The organism is Nocardia sp. NPDC050799 (assembly GCF_040654015.1).
Taxonomy (GTDB): domain Bacteria; phylum Actinomycetota; class Actinomycetes; order Mycobacteriales; family Mycobacteriaceae; genus Nocardia.
On record NZ_JBFAHF010000024.1, the window covers coordinates 12,916 to 33,581 of the forward strand.

Genomic DNA, 20,666 nt, shown 5'->3' on the forward strand with positions numbered 1-20,666 from the left:
ATCGCGTCCGGCCAGATGCGATCTCGTTCGGCGAGCGTCGACCGGTCAATCCCCGGCGCGTTCTGCCAGACGTCTACCGAGCTGCGCGAGCTGAGGCATCGACGAGATCATCTCGTCCGCGTGCGGCGACGCTGCTGTACCGTGCGCGATCCTCGCTCGAATACCGTGCATGATGGCGTAGAGCCGAAAGGCATTGAATGCCAGGTAGAGGTCCAGATCATCAATGTGTTGACGTACCGACCGCGCACAGTACTTCGCCACATACTCATCCTCTGACGGAATCCCCAGCACTGCGAGCTCCTCGGCCGAAAATGCCCCCAATCCACCAGCGATATCGTTCGGCAAGTGATACATCAACGCGTTGTAACCGAAGTCGGCGAGTGGATCGCCCAATGTGGCAAGCTCCCAGTCGAGAACCGCAACTACCCGAGGCTCTGTGGGATGAAAGATGAGGTTGTCACATTTGATGTCGCCGTGAGTGATCGAGACGCGTTCCTCTGTCGGCACTCTCTCGCGAAGCCATCCTTGTAGCCAATCAATATCCGGGTCGTGTCCACCGGCCTCGGAATCGTACTGCCGAGACCATCGGTCCAGCTGACGCCGCAGGTAGCCACCTTTTCGGCCGAAGTCGCTCAGCCCGACTGTGTCAGGATCCACCGAGTGCAATGCGGCGACGACTCGATTCATGTCGTCGAACATCAGGGCTCGATCGCACGAGGCAACCTCTGGCATGCTGCTGTCCCAGAAAATTCGCCCTTCTACGTGTTCCATCACGTAGAAGGCCGTGCCGATCACGGCGTCATCCTGACATTCAGCCAAGATCTCGGGGACTGGAATGCCGGCACCACCCAGCGCCGCGATGACGCGCGCCTCCCGGTCGACGGCATGAGCCCCCGGAATCAACTCACCTGGCGGCTTCCGCCGCAGGACGTAGTCAGCACCGGGCGTACTCAGCCGGTACGTGGGATTCGATTGGCCCCCGCGGAACTGCGTCACCTTCAGGGGTCCCGCGAAGCCACTCACCCTCGGCCGAAGCCACTCCCCCAATGCGAGTTCATCGAACCGGTGCTGCTGACGAACCTGCGCCTCCCCGGAGTTCAACTGCTGACGATCGGCGCCGGCGCCGGCCGTGCCCGACGCGGTAGGACTCATCGACCGGTGCCCGAGGTGCGCAGGGCCGCCCAGGGTGCTCAAAACTCGACCCGGCACGGAGCTGCCGGCAGTCCCGGTGTCTCGACACGCGCCCGGAACACGCCGGCTCCACGATCGGTGCCGAGTCCCTCGGAGCCGGAGACGATGTACATTTCTCGAAGATCATCGCCACCGAAGGCCAAACTCGTCACCATCGGGACGTCGATCTGGATCGACGCGACACGCTCTCCGCTGTGATCGAAGCAACCGACCTGACCGCTGTGCGGCAGCGCGACCCACACATTTCCGGCGGCATCGACGGCGAGCCCGTCAGGTTGTTCGCCGTCCCCGGTCATCACGAAGGATCGCTTGGTGCCGAGTCCGCCGCGATCGTCGACGTCGTACACATTGACGGTCGACCGCAGCGTATCGGCGTGATAGAGCAATGAGCCATCGGGCGAGAATCCGAGCCCGTTCGTGAGCAGGATATCTTCGGCCACGATCCGTGCGGAACCATCCAGGTCGATGCAGAACAGCTGGCCCGGTTTATCGGCATCCCGCGATTCCGAAGCGACAAAGGCGAGTGAACCCACATACAGGCGACCTTTGGCATCCACCGTCAGATCGTTGTACCCGACGATGTCGTTGGATGGATCATTCTCTCGCAACACATGAGTCGCCGTGTCACCACTTCCGACAAGACCCTTCACTGCCACGTTCCGGCCGCTGACGACGAGTCCGCCATTGGCGTGCAGAGCCATTCCACCGATTCCACGCCTGTGCTCGATCACAGTTTCGGTCCGACCCGAGTCGGTGATGCGAAGCACGCCTCCGGCCGTGGCGTCGGCCACGAGTAGACCCTCTGGCGTCCAGAGGGGCCCTTCCAGAAGGCCGTGGCCCGTCGAGATCTGTTCAGCTTGGGTGGTCGCCATGAGGTTCCGATCAGTGCTTGGTTGGAGGATTGCCGGCTGCGAGGACCTGGTCGCGTAGTACGCGCTTCAACGTCTTGCCGGTAGGTCCGCGAGGTAGATCATCGACAACTGAGATCCAGGCGGGAACCTTGTAGGAGGCGAGATGGGAAATGCAGTAGTCTCGCAGCAGCTCACCATCTGCTACTTCACCGCCCCGGGTGACCACAAAGCCGACCGGGATCTCACCGAATCGCTCATCGGGAACTCCGATTACGGCAGCTTCTGCTACCGAATAGTGATCGGTCAGCACCGCCTCGATCTCGGCGGGGTAGATGTTCGCACCACCTCGGATGATCATGTCCTTGATTCGTCCGGAGATGTAGATGTTCCCGTCCGCATCGCGACGTCCGAGATCCCCGGAGCGTACCCAGCCGTCGATGATGGTTTCTCGGGTGGCTTCCGGTCTGTTGAAGTATCCGAGCATGTTGCTCGGACTTCGGAAGGTGATCTCACCGACCTCGTCGACTGCGACTTCGGATCCGTCTGCGTCGAGTATCCGGATCTCGCTGTCCCCGATAGGGGGGCCGACCGAGTCGGGAACTGGTGAAGAGCCGGGTGGAAACCCGGTCAGCGGGGTGCCCTCGGTCATGCCCCAAGCGTTGTAGAGGGTCTTGCCGGTAAGGGCACGCATACGTTCCACCAGACTCCACGGCAGACCGGCTGCTGAAGAGACACATGCCCGGAGGCTGGCGAGGGACCCGGCTTGGTCGGGATTCGACTCGATCCATTCGCATACCATCACGTACATCGTCGGCACCCACATGATGACCGTCGCCTTGTGGCGGTTGATCGTTTGGATCGCCTCGGATGGATGGAACCGCTCTTGCAGAATCACTGTCGCGCCGATGGCGATATGCCCCATGGCGGCGATGGTGGAGTGCATGATGAACGCGAGCGATCCGTTGATGAGGATCGTATCGTCCGCCGTGGAGCCGACCCATGTGGTCGTTCGGCTGAGCGTGGCCGCGACGCCGGAGTGAGGAAGCACCGCACCTTTAGGGTGGCCGGTAGTGCCGGACGTATAGTGGATCAGAGCGGGGTGCCTGTCTTCCAGATCGATGACCCGCGGCCAGCTCCTCCCGTCATCCTCGTCCCATGATCGGACTTCGGGCTCGACCAGCACGACGACAGGGATCATCAGGCCATGCGGGATCCGAGGCAGGTTTGCGTCGTCGACGATCACCAATGCTGGAGAACAGTCATCGAGAATGTAGGCGATTTCCGGTTCCGACAATGCCGGGTTGAGCGGGACCAGGGTTGCACCCCGTGCCAGGCAGGCACAGTAGATTGCCAGCCATTCCGGACGATTGGATGCAAGTAACGCCACACGATCATCAGTACCGATCTCAGCTGTGTCCAGCTTTGCCGCGGCATCCGAAACAAGTGTTCTGAAGGCCCTTGCCGTCACACCTCGATCTCGGAAGTAGATGATCGGACGGTCCTTGGCGGTCGCCTCGATTCCCATCATGAATTCGACAACATTCATCCTCTGGCCTCTCCCTAGCCGTGCATCGTCAGGCCACCGGAAACACTGATGACTTGGCCCGTGATGAAGGAAGCATCGTCGGTCGCGAGGAATACCGCTATCCCCGCGACGTCTCGAGGCTCTCCCATTCGACGCATAGGTATCGCCTTGGTCATTCGCTCGAGAACGTGCTTGGCACTCGCATCGTCGCCGTCGAGGGCTTCCGTCATCATTCTGGTCCGTGTGGGACCGGGCGCCACGACGTTCAGAGTGATCCCGTGTCGGGCCATCTCCCTCGCGGTCGACTTCGTCAATGCGATCATGCCTGCCTTGCAAGCCGAGTAAACCGCTTGCCCGGTGGACCCGACACGGCCGGCATCCGACGAGATCGTGACCACCCGGCCACGGGCACGGTCGACCATTTTGCCGAGGACAGCATGCGTCACATTGATCGGACCCTTGAGGTTGATGTCGATAATTCGGTCACGATGGGCTTCGTCATTATCGAGGAAAGGTCTGAGAGAGTCCCACCCGGCGTTGTTGATCAGGATGTCGATTGGGCCGAGCGCTTCCTCGATGGTATTCACTCCGTCGACGACTGCGGAGTTTCTACTGATATCGGCCACCACGACCGCAGTACGCACACCAGACGCATCCAGCTCTGCAGCAATCGCTCGGGCGGATGCTTCATCGCGATCGATGATGCCGACCGACGCTCCGGACTCGGCCAGGCGCCGCACGATGGCTGCCCCGATTCCATTGCCCCCGCCCGTCACCAGCGCCACCTTGTTCTTCAGCGTTCGAGTCACGCCAGCTCCCTATGAATAAGCATTTTCAAGACTTCGCTGGTTCCTTCGTAGATCTGCAAGATCCGCTGGTCTCGGTAGAGCTTCTCTACCATCCCGCCACCGGCGAATCCGGCGCCACCGAATATCTGCACGGCGTCGCTGCAGACGGACTCCGCCATCTCGGAAGCGAAGAGCTTGGCCATGGCCGATTCCCGCATGGATCGCACACCGGATTCCTTCAGGGCGGCCGCCCTCAGGTACATCTGTCGTGCGACTTCGATGCTCGTTGCCATCTCGGCGAGTTTGAAGCCGATCGCCTGGTGCTGGAATATCGGCCGGCCGAAGGTCGTCCTTTCCTTGGCGTAGTCCAGTGCCAGGTCAAACGCTCGCTGCGCGACGCCGACGCTTTGCGCCGCGACTCCGATTCGGCTGGTGTCCAAGCCATCGAGGATGGTGCGATACCCCGTTCCCACCTCTCCCAGAACGTGATCATCGGTGAGCTCGAGGTCATCGAGAGAAATTTGGCAGATATCCACGACGCGGTGGCCCATCTTCGGCTCGCGCCTGACGACGTTGTACCCCGGCATGTCGGGCCGGACAAGGAATAGCGTCAATCCTCGGACCCCTGCGTCCGGATCGGTCGTCGCCAGCAAGATGCCTGCCCCCGAGGACGCCCCACCCGTGATCCAGACCTTCTCCCCATTGATGACCCAGCCACCGTCTCGCCTGGTCGCCCTGGTGCGGACCTGGGAGAGGTCTGAGCCGGCATGCGCTTCACTCAGTAGCAGAGATATGTAGTACTCCCCCGCCACGGCCGGCTTGAGAAACTCCTCCTGCTGCCAAGGAGTGCCCAGCTCGGCAAGCTTCGATCCGAACGGAAAGTTGGTCCCGCCAACCTGGTTGGCGATGGCGCAATCTCCCTGGGCGAGCTCTTCGATCATGAGCGCCCACGCCGTCACCCCCGCTCCGGCGCCGCCGAAGTCCGGATCGACGGCGAGGCCGAAGAACCCCTGTTCTCCTAGTCCCCGCCAAACCTTTTCGGGAACTTCGCCCTCGCTCTCCCACTGTTGGATGTACGGCGAGATCTCGCGCGCGACGTAGCTACGCGTGACATCCCGTACCGAGAGCTGGAGATCCGTCAGCATGCGCACCTGCTCATTTGAACCGTCCTTCACCGTAGCGCGACGCTTTCAATTATTAGAATAATGACTCACGATTGTCAATATTGACTGGATGCCGTACGGTCCCATGAGCGAAGGGCGCTCGCACGGCGCGCCACCCCCACAGGACACAAAGGACAAACCGGCATGCAGCCTCCCGCCTACTCGGCGCTCCAGATCTCTGTGACGGAGCACGTGGCCACGGTCACGCTCCTCGAGACCGGTTCGAATCCGACGATGGGCGTTGCGCACTTCCAGGAGTTGCCTCAGGCATTTTCCTGGCTGGAAGAATGCGATGATGTACGCGCGGTCGTCGTCCGCGGGGCTGGAGGACATTTCTCGTTCGGGCTCGACTTGGTCGACATGCAGCCCCTGCTCGACCTGGCCCGGCCGGGAGCTGGCGCCGGCGAACGTCAGGTCTTCTTGCGATCCATAGCCGAACTCCAAACGGCGTTTTCCAGCGTCGCCGGTATCAGCAAGCCGGTCATCGCCGCGGTGGATGGCTGGTGCATCGGCGCCGGCGTGGATCTCATCTCATCGGCCGATGTCCGGCTCGCGACGCAGAGTGCCAAGTTCAGCGTCAGAGAGACCCGTATGGCAATGGTCGCCGACCTCGGTAGCCTTCAACGTCTTGTCGGGATCATCGGCGATGGGCACCTTCGCGAGCTGGTACTGACAGGACGGGACGTCGCGGCCGATGAGGCGCGGCAGATCGGCCTGATCAACCGTACCTTCACGGACAGCGAAGCCCTGTATGCGGCCGGCGCGGAACTCGCTGTACAAATGGCAAGGAATTCTCCGCTCGTGCTCGCCGGCATCAAAGAGGTGCTCGGTGCCGAGCGAGAGAGCCGCGTGCAAGCGGGACTCAGGTTCGTTGCCGCATGGAACGCCGCCTTCATGCCCAGCGAAGATCTCCTCGAGGCGCGGAACGCATTCTCGGAACGTCGACCAGCCAATTTCACCGGTCGCTGATCCTCCTGCCGGTCCTGGCTCCCGCAGTCCACTACGGAGAGAAGTTCACTAGCTTCCGACCGCCACATCATCCAGTATTGCTCCAGCCCGACGCCGGCGAGCAGGCTCATGTGTTGAATGAACGGTCAACTGAGCAAGCGGCTGATGAATTTCGGGCGCCGGCGTTCCTCGAACGCGGCGATCCCCTCTCGAAGATCAGAACCGGAGAACGAGTCGACCCGCAGCTGCCGGAGCGCGGCGGTCTCGACCGGCCGATCCAGTGCCTGGGAAATGACCAGCTTTGTCAAGCGGATCGCATACTGCGACTGTTCGGCCAACTCGCCGGTGTAGTCGTCGATCTCCTCGTCCAACCGGGTCACTGCTACCACTCTGTCCACCAGCCCGAGGCGGCGTGCGGTCGACGCGTCGATTCGACGAGCCGTGAAGAGCAGATCTCTGGCCGCGCCGACTCCGACAAGCTCGATGAGCCGACGCGTCGAATTCACGCTGTACGCGACACCGAGGCTGGTGGGTGGCGTTGCGAAGGTAGACGTGTCCGAGGCGAAGCGCATGTCGCAGGCCATTGCGATCTCGAGCCCGCCACCGATGCAGTAGCCGCTGATGCCCGCGATCGTCACTCGTCGGCAGTCCGAGATACTCGACTCCGCCGCGGCGATGGCATCGATGTACGCACGTCCGGCCGCCGGATTTCCGAGGGCCGATCGAAGATCGGATATATCCGCTCCGGCAGCAAAAGCTTCCTTCCCGGCACCGCGGAGGACCACGGCGACGACATCGGGGTGCGACTCGGCTTCAGCGATCAGTCCAGGAATCGCGCGCCACATACCGATATCCAATGCGTTCCGCGCTTCTTGCCGATCGATGGTCAGTAGGGCGACACGGCCTTCGACGGAAAGACGAACACCACCCCCGGCGTGATCTGCACTCACAGCTCGCCTCCCTCGTCGACACGGTCCACCTGGCTACGCTCGGCCCTCCCGAACTGCGGTTCGGACGCTCCAAGCTCTGGCGCTGCCCGTTGCCCACCGCGGCGAAACCCTCGATGAACTGGGCTTACGATCGCCGCGAAACTCTGATCGGCCGTGCTCACGGTCTCCTCGAACGTCTTGCGATACGCCCAATGTGGGTGAGCGAAGGCATCTTCTGGCGTGGTCATGATCGAGACACACACGTCGACACCATCGAAAAGCGACCGCCAGTGGTCCCCGCCGTGTCGCAAGAACCGCTCCGCGAGTCCCAGCTGGACGGTGGTCTCGTCGGCATCCGCTGACCTGAGCTCGGCAGGCAGGGCGAGTATGTCGCACAGTCGTAGCCAGAAACGCTCCTCGATGGCAGCCACCGCCACCACGGCGCCGTCGGCCGCCGCGTACAGCGCGTAGCGGGGCGACCCACCGGCCGGATGGGCAGTACCCGGGGCGCTCGACCTGCCGGCGACGTCCACCTGGGTCCGTATCCACCAGTGCCAGAAGAACAAGTTCTCGGTCATCGCGACATCCAGGTGGGCCCCGTGTCCGGTCAGTTCGACGGAGCGCAGTGCCAGGAGAATGTTGACGACGGCCGGGTACGCCCCGCCGCCGATATCCGCGATCAACGTCGGCGGAAGATGAGGGACACCATGGGAACGCGAGCGGCGCGCCGACGCGAGGAGTCCCGCGTCGACCAGATAATTCAGGTCGTGTCCGGCCTTGGATGCCAGCGGGCCGTTCTGCCCATATCCGGTAATCGAGCAATAGACGATTCGTGGGTTCAGTGAGCGGACACGTTCGTAGCCGAGCCCCAGCCGGTCCATCACTCCGGGACGAAACTGCTCGATCAAGACGTCGGCCTGCGCGATCAGTGGGTCGAGTTCGGTCGCCGCTGAAGCGTTCTTCAGATCGATCACGATGCTGCGCTTGCCTCGATTGAGGTTTGTGAAGTCATAAGGGTCGAGGGCCCGCATCTCATCTCCGACGCCGGGGCGTTCCACCTTGAGAACATCTGCGCCCGCGTCGGACAGGAGCAGACTGGCCAGCGGCCCAGGCACCAGGGTCGAAAAGTCCAGTACTCGGACGCCGGCGAGGGGCAGGTGTGACGACATAGGAAAGGACTCTCCGCTTCGATCCAGAACAGTAATGCTGATTCATGAGTATCGCTTTTGCTCTAGTATGCATCAGAGCCTTCCGGTACGCATCAGAGCCGCTGAGTCGAGGAGACAGATCTTGAGATCCCCAGGCACGACCGTGACACCTCCCCCCGGGACAGACATGGACCTGCGATACACCGATCGCAGTCGAGAGCTGCAGCAGCGGTTGAGCGCGTTCATGGACCAGCACGTGTATCCGGCCGAACGGGCAGTACATCAAGAGATCGAGCGACTGGGGCCCTGGGCCGTGTATCCGACGCTTCTCGACCTCCGAGGAAAAGCCAAGAGCGTCGGATTGTGGAACCTGTTCATGCCCGGGGCCCCCGATGGGCAGGGGTTGACGAACATGGAGTACGCCCCGCTCGCGGAGATCATGGGGCGGGTCCTGTTCGGGGCAGAGGTATTCAACTGTTCGGCCCCGGATTCCGGGAATATGGAGGTCCTGCACAAGTACGGCACACCCGAACAGAAAGCGCGCTGGTTATCGCCGTTGCTGGAGGGAACAATCCGTTCGGCCTTCGCGATGACGGAACCGGACGTAGCATCCTCCGATGCGACGGCCATCTCGAGTTCCATCGTCCGCGATGGAGACGAGTACGTCGTCAACGGGCGGAAGTGGTACACGAGTGGTGCGACCCATCCGAACTGCGAACTCATGATATTCATGGGCAGGACGAACCCCGACGCGGAGCGCCACCGGCAGCAGAGCATGGTCCTCATACCCCGCGATACGCCCGGCGTGCACGTTGCTCGGGCGCTGCCGGTACTCGGCTCGTACCTCGACCGCGCGTGTGAGGTCTGGTTCGACGACGTTCGTGTTCCGATCGAGAATGTCTTGCTGGGAGAGGGCCGGGGGTTCGAAATCGCGCAGGGCCGTCTCGGGCCCGGCCGCATGCACCACTGCATGCGACTGATCGGCCTGAGCGAACGAGTTCTCGAGCGCATGTGTCGGCGCGTCGACAGCCGGAGCACGTTCGGTCGCACCATCTCGGAACAATCCGTAACGCTCGAGCGGATTGCCGAAGCTCGAATCAGTATCGAGCAGGCGCGGCTTCTGACCATGAAGGCTTCCTGGATGATGGACACCGTTGGAAATTCAGCGGCGCGCCAAGAAATCGCGATGATCAAGGTTGCGGCGCCCGCACTCGCGCACCAGGTCGTGGATTGGGCTATCCAGGCGTTCGGCGGAGCCGGTCTGACGAATGACTTCCTGTTGAGCCCGATGTTCGCCAACTCGCGGTCGATGAGGTTGCTGGACGGCCCTGACGAGGTCCACCGTAATCAGATCGGGCGGCTCGAGCTTCAGCGCCAGCGTGCGAAGTCGACCGCGGAGGCCGCGGCCGAAGTGCTCTCTCGGGACGAGGCGGTTTCGATGTCCGACTCCGGTCTATGGCCTCGCCCGGCAGATTGGCTCAGCGATCCGGCGGTTGCGTCGCCGACAGAGCGGAAGGGCTGAGATGCGCGCGCTGGTGTCGGTATTGCCGGGCGGTCCAGAAACCTTGGAATGGGTTGATCTGCCCGAACCTGTACCACTACGTGGCGAGGTGCGTATCTCGGTTCGCGCAGTCGGGCTCAACGCGACCGATCTCCTGATGATGCGCGATCTCTATCAAGACAAAGCGGCGCGACCGTACTCGCCCGGCGGCGAAGTCGGCGGGGTCGTCGAAGCATTGGGCGATAACGTACATGACCTGTCGGTTGGTGATCGAGTCGTCGCGATCACCGGCTCAGGGGGGTTGCGCGAGCAGATCGTTCTGCCGGCATCGAGCCTGATCCGCATCCCGGGCGGTGTCTCGTTCGAGGAAGCAGCCGTCTTGCCCATCGCCTATGCGAGTGCACTTCACGCATTGCAGGACCGGGCCCGCGTGACATCGAGCGAGCGCGTGCTCGTCACCGGCGCGGGCGCGGGAATCGGACTTGCGACCGTGCAGATCGCTACAAGGCTGGGGGCCGAAGTGGTGGCTGCTTGTTCGACAAGCGAGAAGCTCGGGGCCGCCCTGGCGGGCGGTGCGGTGCGTGGACTGGCGTATTCGCGCACCGGCGACCCGGTGCCGGATCGCCGAGAGCTTCGGCGACTCTTCGCCGATGCTGTCGGGGAAGGCGGAGCGGACGTCGTTGTCGACCCGGTGAGCGGGCCATATGCCGATCCGGCTGCTCGTACTCTGCGCACGGAGGGGCGATACGTGCTGGTCGGATTCGCGGCAGGCGTCGGTCCCTTACCGAACAATGTGGTCCTGGTCAAGCAGGCGAAAGTGATCGGGTCCGCGCTCGGTGAGCATTTGAAGATCCGGCCGGAGCGTCTCGGAACACTGATGGCACAGCTTCTCGACTGGTGCGTATCCGGGACTTTGAAGCCCGCTATCACGGCCGTGGTACCACTGAACCAGGCCGCCGAGGGACTTGACATGCTTGATCGTCGTGCGATCACCGGGAAGGTGGTCGTGCAGGTAGGGAATTGAACCAGTAAGCGGTACGCGTGATGGTACCGGCGAGGAGGAGAGGACCGAGCGTGGCACGAGGGCCCTATAAGCGAAATCCAGAACGAATCTCGGCAATGCGTCGACGGATCATCGAGAGCGCCGCCCGGATCATCGGAGATCGCGGCTATGCCGAGGCGTCGGTGGCCCGAATCGTCGAAGACGTAGGTATTTCTCAGGGGACGTTCTATCGGTACTTCGAGACACGACAAGATCTGTTCGACGTCGTTCTGCCGACCTATGCAGAACGGATGCTCGAGTTCATCCAGGAGCATGTTCCCAAGGATTCGACCGGCCTGGATCGCGAGATGCAGAGGATGCAGGCGTTTCTCGACTTTGTGTCAGATCATCCTTGGTTCGCTCGTGTCCTGGACGAAGCGAGCGTCCAGGCCCCTGCCGCAAATGCCGCCTATTTCGACAGGGTGGTCAACGGCTACGTGAGAGCCCTGAACCGAGCGGTCGACCGAGGCGAGATCGAAGGATACGAGCCTGACGAACTGGAGGGGATAGCCATCGCGCTGCTCGCCGCGCGTAACTACTACGCGAAGGTGTATCTCTCCAGCATGGGACGCGTCGGAGAGTCGCGTGCGGCCGTGCTGAAGGGCTATCGCGCCTTCATAGCGCGAGCACTTTTTCTGCCACTTCCCCGATAGGCGATCCGTTCGGCCCGGTCTGGCCACCCCTCGAGTTTCGTGGGGTGGCCAGGCCATTTTCATGTACCTTCCGACTCTTTCGGCAGGTCACCATCGTTGCCTATTGACAATCGTGAATCACGATTATAGGTTTTCAGCGTCGCGGAGTGAGCGGCATCACACAGGTTCGGCGCGCAGCGCGGCGATGGCTGAAGGAGTACTAGATGCACACACGACGGATGGTGGCAGCACTGGCCGCCATGCTCCTCGCCAGCGCCTGCGGCTCGGGCACGGAGTCGTCGCCCTCGGCTTACAGTGATGCCTTGATCGGCGTCATCGGCCCGAAGACGGGGCCGGCCCCGCAGTTCTATCAGGACACTCAACGCGGGATCGAGCTTGCTGCACCGATCGTCGAGAAGCGTTACGGCCTCGAACTCGACTTCGTCTACGCCGACGACGCCGGTTCGCCCGAAGGCGCCTCGAGCGCCGTGCAGAAGCTCCTGAACGAAGACGACGTCGACGCCATTTTCGGTCCTCCGACGTCGGCGCCGGCTCTGCAAATCGCGGAAGTGGTCGCCCGCTCTCGACGTCCGTACCTTTTGGTGTCAGCAAGCAATGCCGACCTGGTGCCGACCGGCGGCGATAAGAATTTTGCGTTCAGAACGCAGTGGTCGGGACCAGTCCTCAACGAGGTCAACAGCCAGGTGGTCTTCTCGGATGTCGATGGAAAGAAACCCGTCGTCGGTATCGCTTACGCAGCAGACGCTTTCGGTCAGGCCGCGGTGGCCCAGTACCGCAAACTGGGGGACGAACTCGGTGTGAAGGTGGTGGAAGAGTCGATGCAGACCGGCGCCACAGACTTCACCGCGGGAGCGAAGCGGCTCCGTGATGCCGGCGTGAACTCGGTGTTCCTCAACTTCACGTCCGGGTCCGACATCGCCACCGTCACGCGCGATATGAAGGTCGTGCGCTTCGACCCACCACGCAAGACGACGACCAGCAATGTTCTCGCAAACTACCGCGAGCTGTCCGAGCCGGCCGAGTGGGAAGGCTTGAAGTTTGTTGAGCGTGAGGACTTGAACAGCCCGAACTTCACGAAGGTGCTCGACGCCTACAGGTCGGCCTACGGTGAAGAGCCTCAGTTGCCCACGGTTGTTTACAACGTGTTCTCGGCGCTGGACGCCTACGCCCAGGGGCTGAAAGCCGGCGGCGGCGACCATGGGGCGGTCCGGGATGCAATCGAATCGGTGGCAAGCGTGGAAGTAGAGGGATCGACGTACGAGAAGCCCTTCGCACCAGGTGACGGCGAGTTCTACGACGCAGATTTCGCCAACTGGCACGTGATGGGATTCGACGACACGCCGGAGGGCGACATCGTAACGTTCGGCACGGTTGCCGACTGCATCAAGCGCGGCTGCTGAGAGGCCGGAACTCGTGGAGATCGTCATAGCGGGACTGGCCGCGGGCGGCTTGTTCGCCCTTGTCGCCCAAGGCTTCGTCCTCACTTTCTTGACCACCAACACTTTGAATTTCGCACTCGGCGAGTTCATGGTGGTTGCCGCTTTCCTCGCGCTGGGAGCCAGCTCATGGGGTCGGCTTCCGACCGCCGCGAAATTCATGCTCGTCATCGTTGTCGTCGGTGTGCTGGGGGCCTCGACCTATCGACTGATCGTGCTGCCGTTCAGTTCCGGACACAACGACTCGCGATGGCTCCTTTCGACCGTGGGTCTCTCATTCATCATCATCAACGTGACCACCAATGGTGAAGGTGTGCTGCGCCAGCCGCTGGACTACGGCGGAACGGACGAAGTTGTCGAGTTTCTGGGGGTCCGTCTTCAGGCTCAGCAGGGCCTGATCGCCATGACAGCGGTCCTCGTCACGATCGCCTTGGTGATGGTGACCCGAATGACCGGGTTGGGCACCCGCATGCGAGCCGTGTCGGAAGACGCCGAAGCAGCTTCGCTCATGGGCATCTCGTCCCAACGGATCGGAATGATTGCCTATGGCCTGGCCATGTCGGTGGTGGCTCTGGCCGGCATCCTGTGGGCGGCCGAAGTCGGCGTCTCGCCGCAGCTGGGCGAGCCATTGCTTGTCGGTGCATTCGCGGCAGGCATCATCGGCGGCCTCACGTCCCTCTGGGGGCCGCTCCTCGGCGGTGGGATCTACGGGCTGGTCACAGCTGCGGTCGGCGACTTCGCCGGCGTCATGTGGGGCGAGGTCTCGGGACTTCTGGTCGTCCTGGCCGTTCTCATGTTCCGCCCCGAGGGTCTGCTGGGACGGCGTGTCGAGCTGAAGCTCTGACCCAGCAGCCCGCGAATCGGACACTCAAAGCTCGATCCAGAGACGAGCACGAAGGAACACAATGCACATGCGCTTACCGGCGGCGAAGAAGTTACTCGCACGCTGGTCCGAAATCTCGCCGCAGCGTCGAGATGCTCTGTTCGTCATCGCTGTCGTCCTCATCTCCTTTCTCGCTCTGGCCCCCGGGCTCAGTGGTGAAGGGACATCAATTCCTCATATGCAACTCATCGGCCTGATGGCCGCCACGGTCGTGGCGGCTGTGGGACTGAACCTCGTCTCGGGGTTTGCCGGTCTCATCTCGCTCGGACAGGGCGCGATGTACGCGGTGGGGGCCTACGTCTTCGGCTACCTCTCCCTCGAGGGTGGCCTGCCAATCCTGCTGGCAGTTCCCATCAGCCTGATCGTGTGCGCTGTCGTCGGCATGGTCGTAGCCCTGGGAACAGCCCGCCTCCGGGGTCCGCAATTCACCATGATCACTTTGGTCCTGGCGGTGCTGGTTCACAAGGTCCTGGTCGAGTGGCCGGTACTCGGCGCCGCATCGGGGTATCCGAACACCCTCCAACACCAAACCGGTCTTCTTCCCGACGCGACCGTCCTGGGATTCACGTTCGTGCCGCCCCTTTTCGCCGGCGAGTTCGCTTCGGTGCTCGTGCTGGTGCTCGTGGCAACCGTGGTGGTGCTGGTGTTGTATCGGAACCTGAGCATGTCGTCATGGGGTCGGTCGCTGAGGGCCGTCGGCGAAAGTGACATCCTCGCTTCGCATCTAGGTGTGCACGTATTTCAGCGGAAGGTCGCTGCGCTGGGCATCTCGAGCGCACTCGCAGGTCTCGGTGGCATCTTCTACGCCCTGCTGTTCGCTCACCTGCAGCCGGAATCCTTCGACGTGTTCTTCTCGATCACGATTCTGCTCGCCGTCATCCTCGGAGGCAGTGGAACCGTCATCGGGCCCGCTGTCGGCGCCGTGATCGTCGTGTGGCTGGAACGGTCAGAAGTGCTGGAGGGTGTCACAGAATTTCAGCGTCAGTACCTGAGTGAACAGTGGTATCTGTCGACGCCTGGGATCATCGGCCTGATTCTCATCGCGGCGCTGTTCGCCCTCCCGCGCGGAGTCGTAGGAACGATCCCGGACTTCACTGCCAAGCGAACGCGCCGGAACCTCGCTCGGCTTCCGGCACCCCAACTGCCCTCTCAGCCGCCGTCGACGTCGGGGTTCCTGGCTATCGATATCGGAGAGACCGACACAGAGGCCCTCTTGGAAGTCGTCAGTGCAACGAAACAGTTCGGTGGATTGCTGGCAGTCAATGGAGTCGACCTCCGCGTACGCCCGGGAAGCATCCATGGCGTAATCGGACCGAATGGGGCCGGCAAATCCTCGTTGGCGAACCTGGTGAGTGGGGCATATCGCCCCGACAGCGGTTCGATCCTCCTGGCCGGGGTCGAAATTTCAGGCCACCGTCCGGACCAGATCACGCGAAAGGGACTCGCCCGAACGTTTCAGACACCACAGTTGTTCAACTCGGCTACTGCGCTCGAGAACGTGAAAGCGGGATTTGCTGACACAGGACAACTTTCGTGGTGGCGGGCCGCGTTGAAGCCGCGCGCTCAGTATCGGCGAGAGGCCGAGCTCGAGGGGATGGCGGTTGCCCTGTTACGGCGCGTGGGTCTCCTCGACGAGGCGTATGTTCTCGCCGGGAGCTTGGCGTACGGCAAGGCGCGTGCACTCGAGATCGCTCGAGCGCTCGCAAGCCAACCAAAGGTGCTGATCTTGGATGAGCCGGCCGCCGGTCTCAACTCGACTGAAGTCACGGAGCTGGGGCGGCTGTTGACAGACCTTCGTGCCGATGGTCTCGCCATGGTCCTCGTCGAGCACCACATGGACCTGATCTCGACGGTGGCTGACGAGGTCACATGCTTGGCGCAAGGGACCGTCATCGCCCATGGAACCGCGTCGGAGGTCTTGACCGACGAGACGGTGATGGCGGTGTATCTCGGGGGATCCGATTCTTCGCAGGTGGAATCGTTTACCGAAGGGGACAGGTATGAGTCTGGTCGTTGAAGAAGTCAGTTCCGGCTACGGTAGGGCTACGGTCATCAAGTCGATCAGCGTGGAGCTTGCGCCCGGCCGAATTTCGGCGTTGATCGGGTCGAACGGCGCGGGCAAATCGACGTTGGCGCGAACCGTGTGCGGTCTGCTGCCTTGCCGGTCCGGGGCCATCGTCCTCGACGGCAAACCCATCCAGAAGTTGACCGCGGCTCAACGAGCACGCGCCGGCATTGTGATGGTGCCGGAAGGTCGACGACTATTCGCCAGGCTGACCGTCGCGGAGAACATCCGCATGGGATCCTGCGCGGCTGCCGGACGCGGCAAAATATCGTCGCAGCACGTGGAGACCCTTCTCGACGCGTTTCCCGTACTCCGCGATCGGTGGGGTCAACGCGCCGGCCACCTATCCGGCGGAGAACAACAAATGGTGGCCCTGACTCGAGCCGTTGCTTCGGCGCCCAGGTATCTGGTGCTCGATGAACCGTCGCTCGGCCTCAGCCCTAAGCTGACGCAGGAGGTCTTCCGGCTGATCCAGCTGATCGCAGACGAGACACGCGCCGGCATCCTCTTGATCGAACAAATGGCCGACGATGCTCTGAGCCTCGCGCAACATGCCCACGTGCTCGAGCAGGGGCGAATCACGATCAGCGGGCCGGCTGACGAATTGCGGACCTCGCCGGACGTTCGCGCCGCCTACCTGGGAAGGACCCACTGAGGTGTCCACCGAACCGACGCAATTCATCGGTCGGCAGCTCGAAAGCTTCGATCGTCAGGTGACAAGACACGCTGTCGGCGAGTTCGCCGCCGCCACTGGCGAAAAAAACCCGATGTACTTCGATGTCGCGGTCGCCCGGGAGCTCGGTATGAAGGATATCCCCGCACCGCCCACGTTCATGATCACGCTGGAAATCGACCACCGGGACATCCTTCGCTTCATACGCGAACTCGGTCTCGACACCACAATGGTTCTCCACGGTGAACAAGCGTTTCACTTCCGTTCGCTCGTCTACGCGGGCGACGCGATACAGGTTCGACGCCGCATCACCGATGCTGGTTTCAAGGGAGGAACCATGACCTACTTGGTGACGCTGAATACCTTTCACCGCGGGGACGAGGTGGTCGCTACGTCTGAATGCACCTGGCTGATCAAGAATAGGCAGGTCCTTCGATGATCGACCGAACTCCTGTGCCCACCGCATTTTTCGGGCCGGTCACCAGATCCATGTTGTCCGAGTACGCTCAGGCCTCCGGGGACAACAACCCGCTTCACCTGAGTGATTCGGCAGCGCAACTGGCGGGGCATCGCGAAGTAATTGCTCAAGGAATGCTGTCTATGGCATTCGTCGGTCGGTGGGTGACATCTTGGTGCCCCCTCGAAAAACTGCGATCTCTGAACTCCCGATTCACCGCTCCCACGCCGTTGGGCTCGCGCCTCAGATGTGAAGGCCATGTCAGTTCCACGCACCAAGGATCGGTGACAGTCGCCTACACCGTCACGATCGAAAAGAGTGAGGTGGTAACGATTACGGGCACGGTTGTGGTCGATTCCGGTGCGCTGGAGCGCTTTGCCGAAGGGCGGGATCGACACCCCGAGATGCGTGGCTCTCGGACAGACGCCGGAGGCCGAGGCCGCGCTGATCGAACAGTCACATCAACACGCCGCCGCCTGCCGGAAGCATGACGCCGTGATGTCCGCCGCTCCTTCCAGCAGTGACGGTTACTCCGACAGCCGCCAACAGGGCGGTGCCGCGCCCACTCCGATAGCCCACGGCAATGCGGAGCGGTTGTTCCGCCTGACAGCGTGCCGACCGGTATTCGTAGCCCGAGTCCCCGGCCGCATGATGCCGGCCTCAGGCCGGGGGCTCAACACTCCTGCGTAGAATCTTGCCCGTAGGGCCCTTGGGTAAGCTGGGGACGAACCAGACCCGGCGGGGGTACTTGTAGTCCGCCATCCGTTCCCGAACGAAGTCGATTATTTCGGTAGCGTCGGCATGCGCACCGCGCTTGAGTGACACAGCGGCTCCGATTTGTTCCCCGAAATGCGGGTCTTCGATCCCGATTACGGCCGCCTCCGCAACGGCCGGATGCTCGTACAAGACCTCCTCGACTTCGCGTGGATACACGTTGTATCCACCTCTGATGATGAGATCCTTCTTCCGGTCTACGATGGTGTAGTAGCCATCGCGATCTCGCGTCGCGATGTCCCCGGTACGGAACCAGCCGTCCACTATGGATTCCTCGGTCGCCCCCGGGCGGCCCCAGTATCCCTTCATGACATTCTCGCCCTTGATCTCGATCTCTCCGGGCTGATCGGGGTCATGCAGTTCATTGCCGTTGTCATCGACCAGGCGAAGTAGGCAACCGCGGACCGGAATTCCGATCGTTCCGGGCTTGCGCGGCGTTTCGGGCTGGTTGAAACAAGCGATCGGCGCGGTTTCCGAGAGTCCATAGCCTTCGTACACCTCACACCCGAACTTTTCCTCGAAGGATTTCAAGACCTCGACGGGCATCGGTGCACCTCCGACGATGCAGCAGCGGAGACTCGCTAGGTCTACGGAATCGGCGTGGGGCAAATTCAGCAGCGCCGAGTACATGGTGGGAACACCTTCCAGAACCGTCACGTTATCCCGCACGAGAACGCGCATCGCGCTGTCCGCGTCGAACCTGGGAATCAGCGTGAGCAGAGCTCCTGACTTCACGGCGGCGTTCAATCCGCAAGTCAGACCGAAGACATGGAACAGTGGTAAGCATCCCAGGACAACGTCGTCAGGAGTTGTCCGGATGAGAGTATCAACGGTGGTGGAAGCATTTGTCGACATGTTGTCATGAGTGAGTTCCGCGCCTTTGGGACTGCCCGTCGTACCGGAGGTGTAGAGCAGCACAGCGGTGTCATCCCGGCTGCGCATCACGGGTTCGGCGACCGGGCAGCCGAGAAGATCCGCCGCGGCCGGACCCAGGTCATCGACCAGCAAGGCTGGAATGCCCGTATCGCGTGCGGCTTCGGACACCACGCGGCCCGCTGCCCGAGAGCCGTAGACGAGGGACATCCCGGAGTCTTCCAGGTAATATGCGACCTCGCGCGCCTTCAGCAGGGGGTTCATCGGCACCGCGACGGCGCCCGCCATCAGGACCCCGTAGAAGAGGATAGGAAACGCCGGCACGTTCGGCAGCACGATGCCGACACGATCGCCGGCCTGGATGCCCCGAGCTTGCAGATCGCCCGCCACAGCTGCGGCCGCTCGCTCGAGTTCCGAATAGTTCAGCGTGGTGCTGTCGAGTCTGATCGCCGGCCGATCGCCCAGGTAACGAGCAGTGTCGATGAGATTGTTCGCGAGATTCGAAGACATGAAGGTGTATTCCTTGTTGGATCTGGGTGGCGCCATGAGACTCGGCCTCGGCGACAGCGGCTCGACCGGCTCGACCGATCAGAAGCTCGTGAGCGGAATCGACGAAACGCCACTCGGCGAAACCCTGCGGCCCGAACCGGCCAACTCGGTCCGCTCCTCGTGAATGCGACCGGCTCGAATCAGATTCCTGTCGACTGCGACAGGAACAGCAATGGCCGATATGGCCGCATGGAAGCGTGGGCCGCACATCGCAGCTGCAGAAGTATGTGCGGCCCACGGGTTGTCCCGTTCGGACTACTGGAGGGCTACCCGAAAGACCTGGAACTCGATCACGGGACCCGGTGTGATGCGACCCTGTCCGACAAAAATAGTCTGGTTGACCCAGCCGTACCTGGGGTCACCGCTCTCGAGCCGAGGAGTCGTCACGAAGTAGTGATCGCCGAAATTCGTACTCGAATCTCCCCCTGTCAGGGCGGCTTCAGCTGCTTCGGTGACCTCGACCAGTCCCTGGTAGCTCATGTAGATGACGGCGCCGTCGTTCGTATTGAACTGCGCGCGCACGTCCAATCGCCCGAATCCATCGTCGCCGGCGAGGAGCCAGTCGCCGCCGCCGATGGCCGCATGGCCGCTGAGTCGATCGCCCGTCACGGTTCCGCCTGTCACAGGGAGTACCTGCCGTAGACCATACGGTCCGGGACCGACGATTTGCGGCGCACCCAGCTCCGCAGTGTAGGAGAATTCTGGGATGAGCTTCACTTGGTAACCTCCAGGCCCGCGGCGGCCATGACTGTCGACATACCTTCGGCGATCAGCTCGGTGCCGAAGGCCTGTTCGACGATGCTCGGATCGAAGTACTCGCGAATCAACGTGACCTTGCCGTCTCTGATCCGCATGTGCGTGCAGTAGGTGTTCGCGTAGATATTCCCGTTCTGGACCACGGTTGCCCGACCGTGCAGCTCGAGAACAAAGAGCTCGGGATCTGTCGTGTCGTGGACGACCAGCGAATCGATCGCCAGATCGGGAACGGATTCGAAGAACCAGTCGACGAAGTGGCCGATCAGCGCGCGGCCGGGTACCGACTTCGCGAGCGGCTCGGGAGCGAAGGGCATTTCCCAGACTGCGTCTTCTGCGAACCAGTCCTTCCAGTCCTCGAGCTTTGCCCCGGTTGGCGGCCCACCATCGAGATCACTCCAAAAACTATCTACTACCTTGCGATTTTCCGCTTGTGTACTCACAGTCGCCTCCTTCTGTGCGGC

At 62.2% G+C, this 20,666-nt stretch carries 21 protein-coding genes; 11 read left to right on the plus strand and 10 right to left on the minus strand.

The window, feature by feature from the left end; all coding sequences use genetic code 11:
• Positions 1–45: 45 nt before the first annotated feature.
• From AB0H42_RS23300 to AB0H42_RS23320, 5 genes are read right to left on the minus strand one after another with little or no spacing between them, the layout of a single operon-like run.
• A complete protein-coding gene (locus AB0H42_RS23300) occupies positions 46–1,152 on the minus strand; it encodes a phosphotransferase family protein (RefSeq protein WP_357059066.1) in 1,107 nt (368 codons plus the stop codon).
• Positions 1,153–1,190: 38 nt separating this feature from the next.
• Positions 1,191–2,063, minus strand: coding sequence for an SMP-30/gluconolactonase/LRE family protein (locus AB0H42_RS23305; RefSeq protein ID WP_357059069.1), 873 nt, complete (start codon positions 2,061–2,063; stop codon positions 1,191–1,193).
• Positions 2,064–2,073: 10 nt separating this feature from the next.
• The gene (locus AB0H42_RS23310) at positions 2,074–3,588 is read right to left on the minus strand and encodes an AMP-binding protein (protein WP_357059072.1); all 1,515 of its coding nucleotides are present in this window, start codon (positions 3,586–3,588) and stop codon (positions 2,074–2,076) included.
• Between the two features lie 14 nt (positions 3,589–3,602).
• A complete protein-coding gene (locus AB0H42_RS23315) occupies positions 3,603–4,376 on the minus strand; it encodes a glucose 1-dehydrogenase (protein ID WP_357059075.1) in 774 nt (257 codons plus the stop codon).
• Complete coding sequence (locus AB0H42_RS23320) at positions 4,373–5,500, minus strand: acyl-CoA dehydrogenase family protein (protein WP_357059304.1); 1,128 nt, start codon at positions 5,498–5,500, stop codon at positions 4,373–4,375. Before AB0H42_RS23320 ends, AB0H42_RS23315 begins: the two co-directional genes overlap by 4 nt.
• Positions 5,501–5,662: 162 nt before the next feature.
• Between AB0H42_RS23320 and AB0H42_RS23325 the strand changes: the two genes are divergently transcribed.
• Complete coding sequence (locus AB0H42_RS23325; RefSeq protein ID WP_357059077.1) at positions 5,663–6,487, plus strand: crotonase/enoyl-CoA hydratase family protein; 825 nt, start codon at positions 5,663–5,665, stop codon at positions 6,485–6,487.
• A 125-nt stretch (positions 6,488–6,612) separates the two neighbouring features.
• Here the strand turns inward: AB0H42_RS23325 and AB0H42_RS23330 are convergent, their stop codons facing one another.
• Positions 6,613–7,416, minus strand: a complete 804-nt coding sequence (locus AB0H42_RS23330) for an enoyl-CoA hydratase-related protein (RefSeq protein ID WP_357059079.1) — start codon at positions 7,414–7,416, stop codon at positions 6,613–6,615.
• Complete coding sequence (locus AB0H42_RS23335; protein WP_357059081.1) at positions 7,413–8,564, minus strand: CaiB/BaiF CoA-transferase family protein; 1,152 nt, start codon at positions 8,562–8,564, stop codon at positions 7,413–7,415. Before AB0H42_RS23335 ends, AB0H42_RS23330 begins: the two co-directional genes overlap by 4 nt.
• 166 nt (positions 8,565–8,730) lie before the next feature.
• On the opposite strand from AB0H42_RS23335, the gene AB0H42_RS23340 reads away from it, so the two are divergent.
• The 9 genes from AB0H42_RS23340 (at position 8,731) to AB0H42_RS23380 (ending at position 17,744) form a co-directional block, all read left to right on the plus strand.
• Positions 8,731–10,065: an acyl-CoA dehydrogenase family protein gene (locus AB0H42_RS23340; protein ID WP_357059084.1), complete on the plus strand. Its 1,335-nt coding sequence runs from the start codon at positions 8,731–8,733 to the stop codon at positions 10,063–10,065.
• 1 nt (position 10,066) lies between these two features.
• A complete protein-coding gene (locus AB0H42_RS23345; protein WP_357059087.1) occupies positions 10,067–11,068 on the plus strand; it encodes an NADPH:quinone oxidoreductase family protein in 1,002 nt (333 codons plus the stop codon).
• A 95-nt stretch (positions 11,069–11,163) separates the two neighbouring features.
• Positions 11,164–11,739, plus strand: coding sequence for a TetR/AcrR family transcriptional regulator (locus AB0H42_RS23350; protein WP_265807670.1), 576 nt, complete (start codon positions 11,164–11,166; stop codon positions 11,737–11,739).
• 203 nt (positions 11,740–11,942) lie between these two features.
• The gene (locus tag AB0H42_RS23355; RefSeq protein WP_357059090.1) at positions 11,943–13,139 is read left to right on the plus strand and encodes an ABC transporter substrate-binding protein; all 1,197 of its coding nucleotides are present in this window, start codon (positions 11,943–11,945) and stop codon (positions 13,137–13,139) included.
• Positions 13,140–13,152: 13 nt separating this feature from the next.
• Positions 13,153–14,019 (plus strand): branched-chain amino acid ABC transporter permease, encoded by an 867-nt coding sequence (locus AB0H42_RS23360; RefSeq protein ID WP_357059093.1) that lies wholly within the window; start codon positions 13,153–13,155, stop codon positions 14,017–14,019.
• A gap of 61 nt (positions 14,020–14,080) precedes the next feature.
• On the plus strand, positions 14,081–16,075 hold the full coding sequence (locus AB0H42_RS23365) for a branched-chain amino acid ABC transporter ATP-binding protein/permease (protein WP_357059097.1): 1,995 nt from the start codon (positions 14,081–14,083) through the stop codon (positions 16,073–16,075).
• Positions 16,059–16,778, plus strand: a complete 720-nt coding sequence (locus AB0H42_RS23370; protein WP_357059100.1) for an ABC transporter ATP-binding protein — start codon at positions 16,059–16,061, stop codon at positions 16,776–16,778. The genes AB0H42_RS23365 and AB0H42_RS23370 overlap by 17 nt, the downstream gene beginning before the upstream one ends.
• Position 16,779: 1 nt before the next feature.
• Positions 16,780–17,235, plus strand: a complete 456-nt coding sequence (locus tag AB0H42_RS23375; RefSeq protein WP_357059103.1) for a MaoC family dehydratase N-terminal domain-containing protein — start codon at positions 16,780–16,782, stop codon at positions 17,233–17,235.
• Positions 17,232–17,744 (plus strand): MaoC/PaaZ C-terminal domain-containing protein, encoded by a 513-nt coding sequence (locus AB0H42_RS23380; RefSeq protein WP_357059106.1) that lies wholly within the window; start codon positions 17,232–17,234, stop codon positions 17,742–17,744. Before AB0H42_RS23375 ends, AB0H42_RS23380 begins: the two co-directional genes overlap by 4 nt.
• Before the next feature lie 169 nt (positions 17,745–17,913).
• On the opposite strand, the gene AB0H42_RS23385 is transcribed toward AB0H42_RS23380, so the two are convergent.
• The gene (locus AB0H42_RS23385; RefSeq protein ID WP_357059109.1) at positions 17,914–19,410 is read right to left on the minus strand and encodes a long-chain fatty acid--CoA ligase; all 1,497 of its coding nucleotides are present in this window, start codon (positions 19,408–19,410) and stop codon (positions 17,914–17,916) included.
• Here AB0H42_RS23385 and AB0H42_RS23390 point away from each other — a divergent pair.
• The gene (locus AB0H42_RS23390; protein ID WP_357059112.1) at positions 19,409–19,573 is read left to right on the plus strand and encodes a hypothetical protein; all 165 of its coding nucleotides are present in this window, start codon (positions 19,409–19,411) and stop codon (positions 19,571–19,573) included. The genes AB0H42_RS23385 and AB0H42_RS23390 overlap by 2 nt on opposite strands.
• Positions 19,574–19,704: 131 nt before the next feature.
• Here AB0H42_RS23390 and AB0H42_RS23395 read toward each other — a convergent pair whose 3' ends face one another.
• Both AB0H42_RS23395 and AB0H42_RS23400 read right to left on the minus strand, forming a co-directional pair.
• A complete protein-coding gene (locus tag AB0H42_RS23395; RefSeq protein ID WP_265807709.1) occupies positions 19,705–20,166 on the minus strand; it encodes a DUF3237 domain-containing protein in 462 nt (153 codons plus the stop codon).
• The gene (locus AB0H42_RS23400) at positions 20,163–20,645 is read right to left on the minus strand and encodes a nuclear transport factor 2 family protein (protein ID WP_357059115.1); all 483 of its coding nucleotides are present in this window, start codon (positions 20,643–20,645) and stop codon (positions 20,163–20,165) included. Before AB0H42_RS23400 ends, AB0H42_RS23395 begins: the two co-directional genes overlap by 4 nt.
• Positions 20,646–20,666 lie beyond the last annotated feature (21 nt).

Excerpts from the sequence above, each read along its gene's own strand:
- AB0H42_RS23370 (WP_357059100.1), top strand. The coding sequence starts at position 16,059 with ATGAGTCTGGTCGTTGAAGAAGTCAGTTCCGGCTACGGTAGGGCTACG.
- AB0H42_RS23340 (WP_357059084.1), top strand. The coding sequence starts at position 8,731 with ATGGACCTGCGATACACCGATCGCAGTCGAGAGCTGCAGCAGCGGTTG.
- AB0H42_RS23390 (WP_357059112.1), top strand. The coding sequence starts at position 19,409 with ATGAAGGTGTATTCCTTGTTGGATCTGGGTGGCGCCATGAGACTCGGC.
- AB0H42_RS23325 (WP_357059077.1), top strand. The coding sequence starts at position 5,663 with ATGCAGCCTCCCGCCTACTCGGCGCTCCAGATCTCTGTGACGGAGCAC.
- AB0H42_RS23305 (WP_357059069.1), bottom strand. The coding sequence starts at position 2,063 with ATGGCGACCACCCAAGCTGAACAGATCTCGACGGGCCACGGCCTTCTG.
- AB0H42_RS23350 (WP_265807670.1), top strand. The coding sequence starts at position 11,164 with ATGCGTCGACGGATCATCGAGAGCGCCGCCCGGATCATCGGAGATCGC.
- AB0H42_RS23385 (WP_357059109.1), bottom strand. The coding sequence starts at position 19,410 with ATGTCTTCGAATCTCGCGAACAATCTCATCGACACTGCTCGTTACCTG.
- AB0H42_RS23345 (WP_357059087.1), top strand. The coding sequence starts at position 10,067 with ATGCGCGCGCTGGTGTCGGTATTGCCGGGCGGTCCAGAAACCTTGGAA.
- AB0H42_RS23335 (WP_357059081.1), bottom strand. The coding sequence starts at position 8,564 with ATGTCGTCACACCTGCCCCTCGCCGGCGTCCGAGTACTGGACTTTTCG.
- AB0H42_RS23300 (WP_357059066.1), bottom strand. The coding sequence starts at position 1,152 with ATGAGTCCTACCGCGTCGGGCACGGCCGGCGCCGGCGCCGATCGTCAG.
- AB0H42_RS23310 (WP_357059072.1), bottom strand. The coding sequence starts at position 3,588 with ATGAATGTTGTCGAATTCATGATGGGAATCGAGGCGACCGCCAAGGAC.
- AB0H42_RS23380 (WP_357059106.1), top strand. The coding sequence starts at position 17,232 with ATGATCGACCGAACTCCTGTGCCCACCGCATTTTTCGGGCCGGTCACC.
- AB0H42_RS23365 (WP_357059097.1), top strand. The coding sequence starts at position 14,081 with ATGCACATGCGCTTACCGGCGGCGAAGAAGTTACTCGCACGCTGGTCC.
- AB0H42_RS23320 (WP_357059304.1), bottom strand. The coding sequence starts at position 5,500 with ATGCTGACGGATCTCCAGCTCTCGGTACGGGATGTCACGCGTAGCTAC.
- AB0H42_RS23355 (WP_357059090.1), top strand. The coding sequence starts at position 11,943 with ATGCACACACGACGGATGGTGGCAGCACTGGCCGCCATGCTCCTCGCC.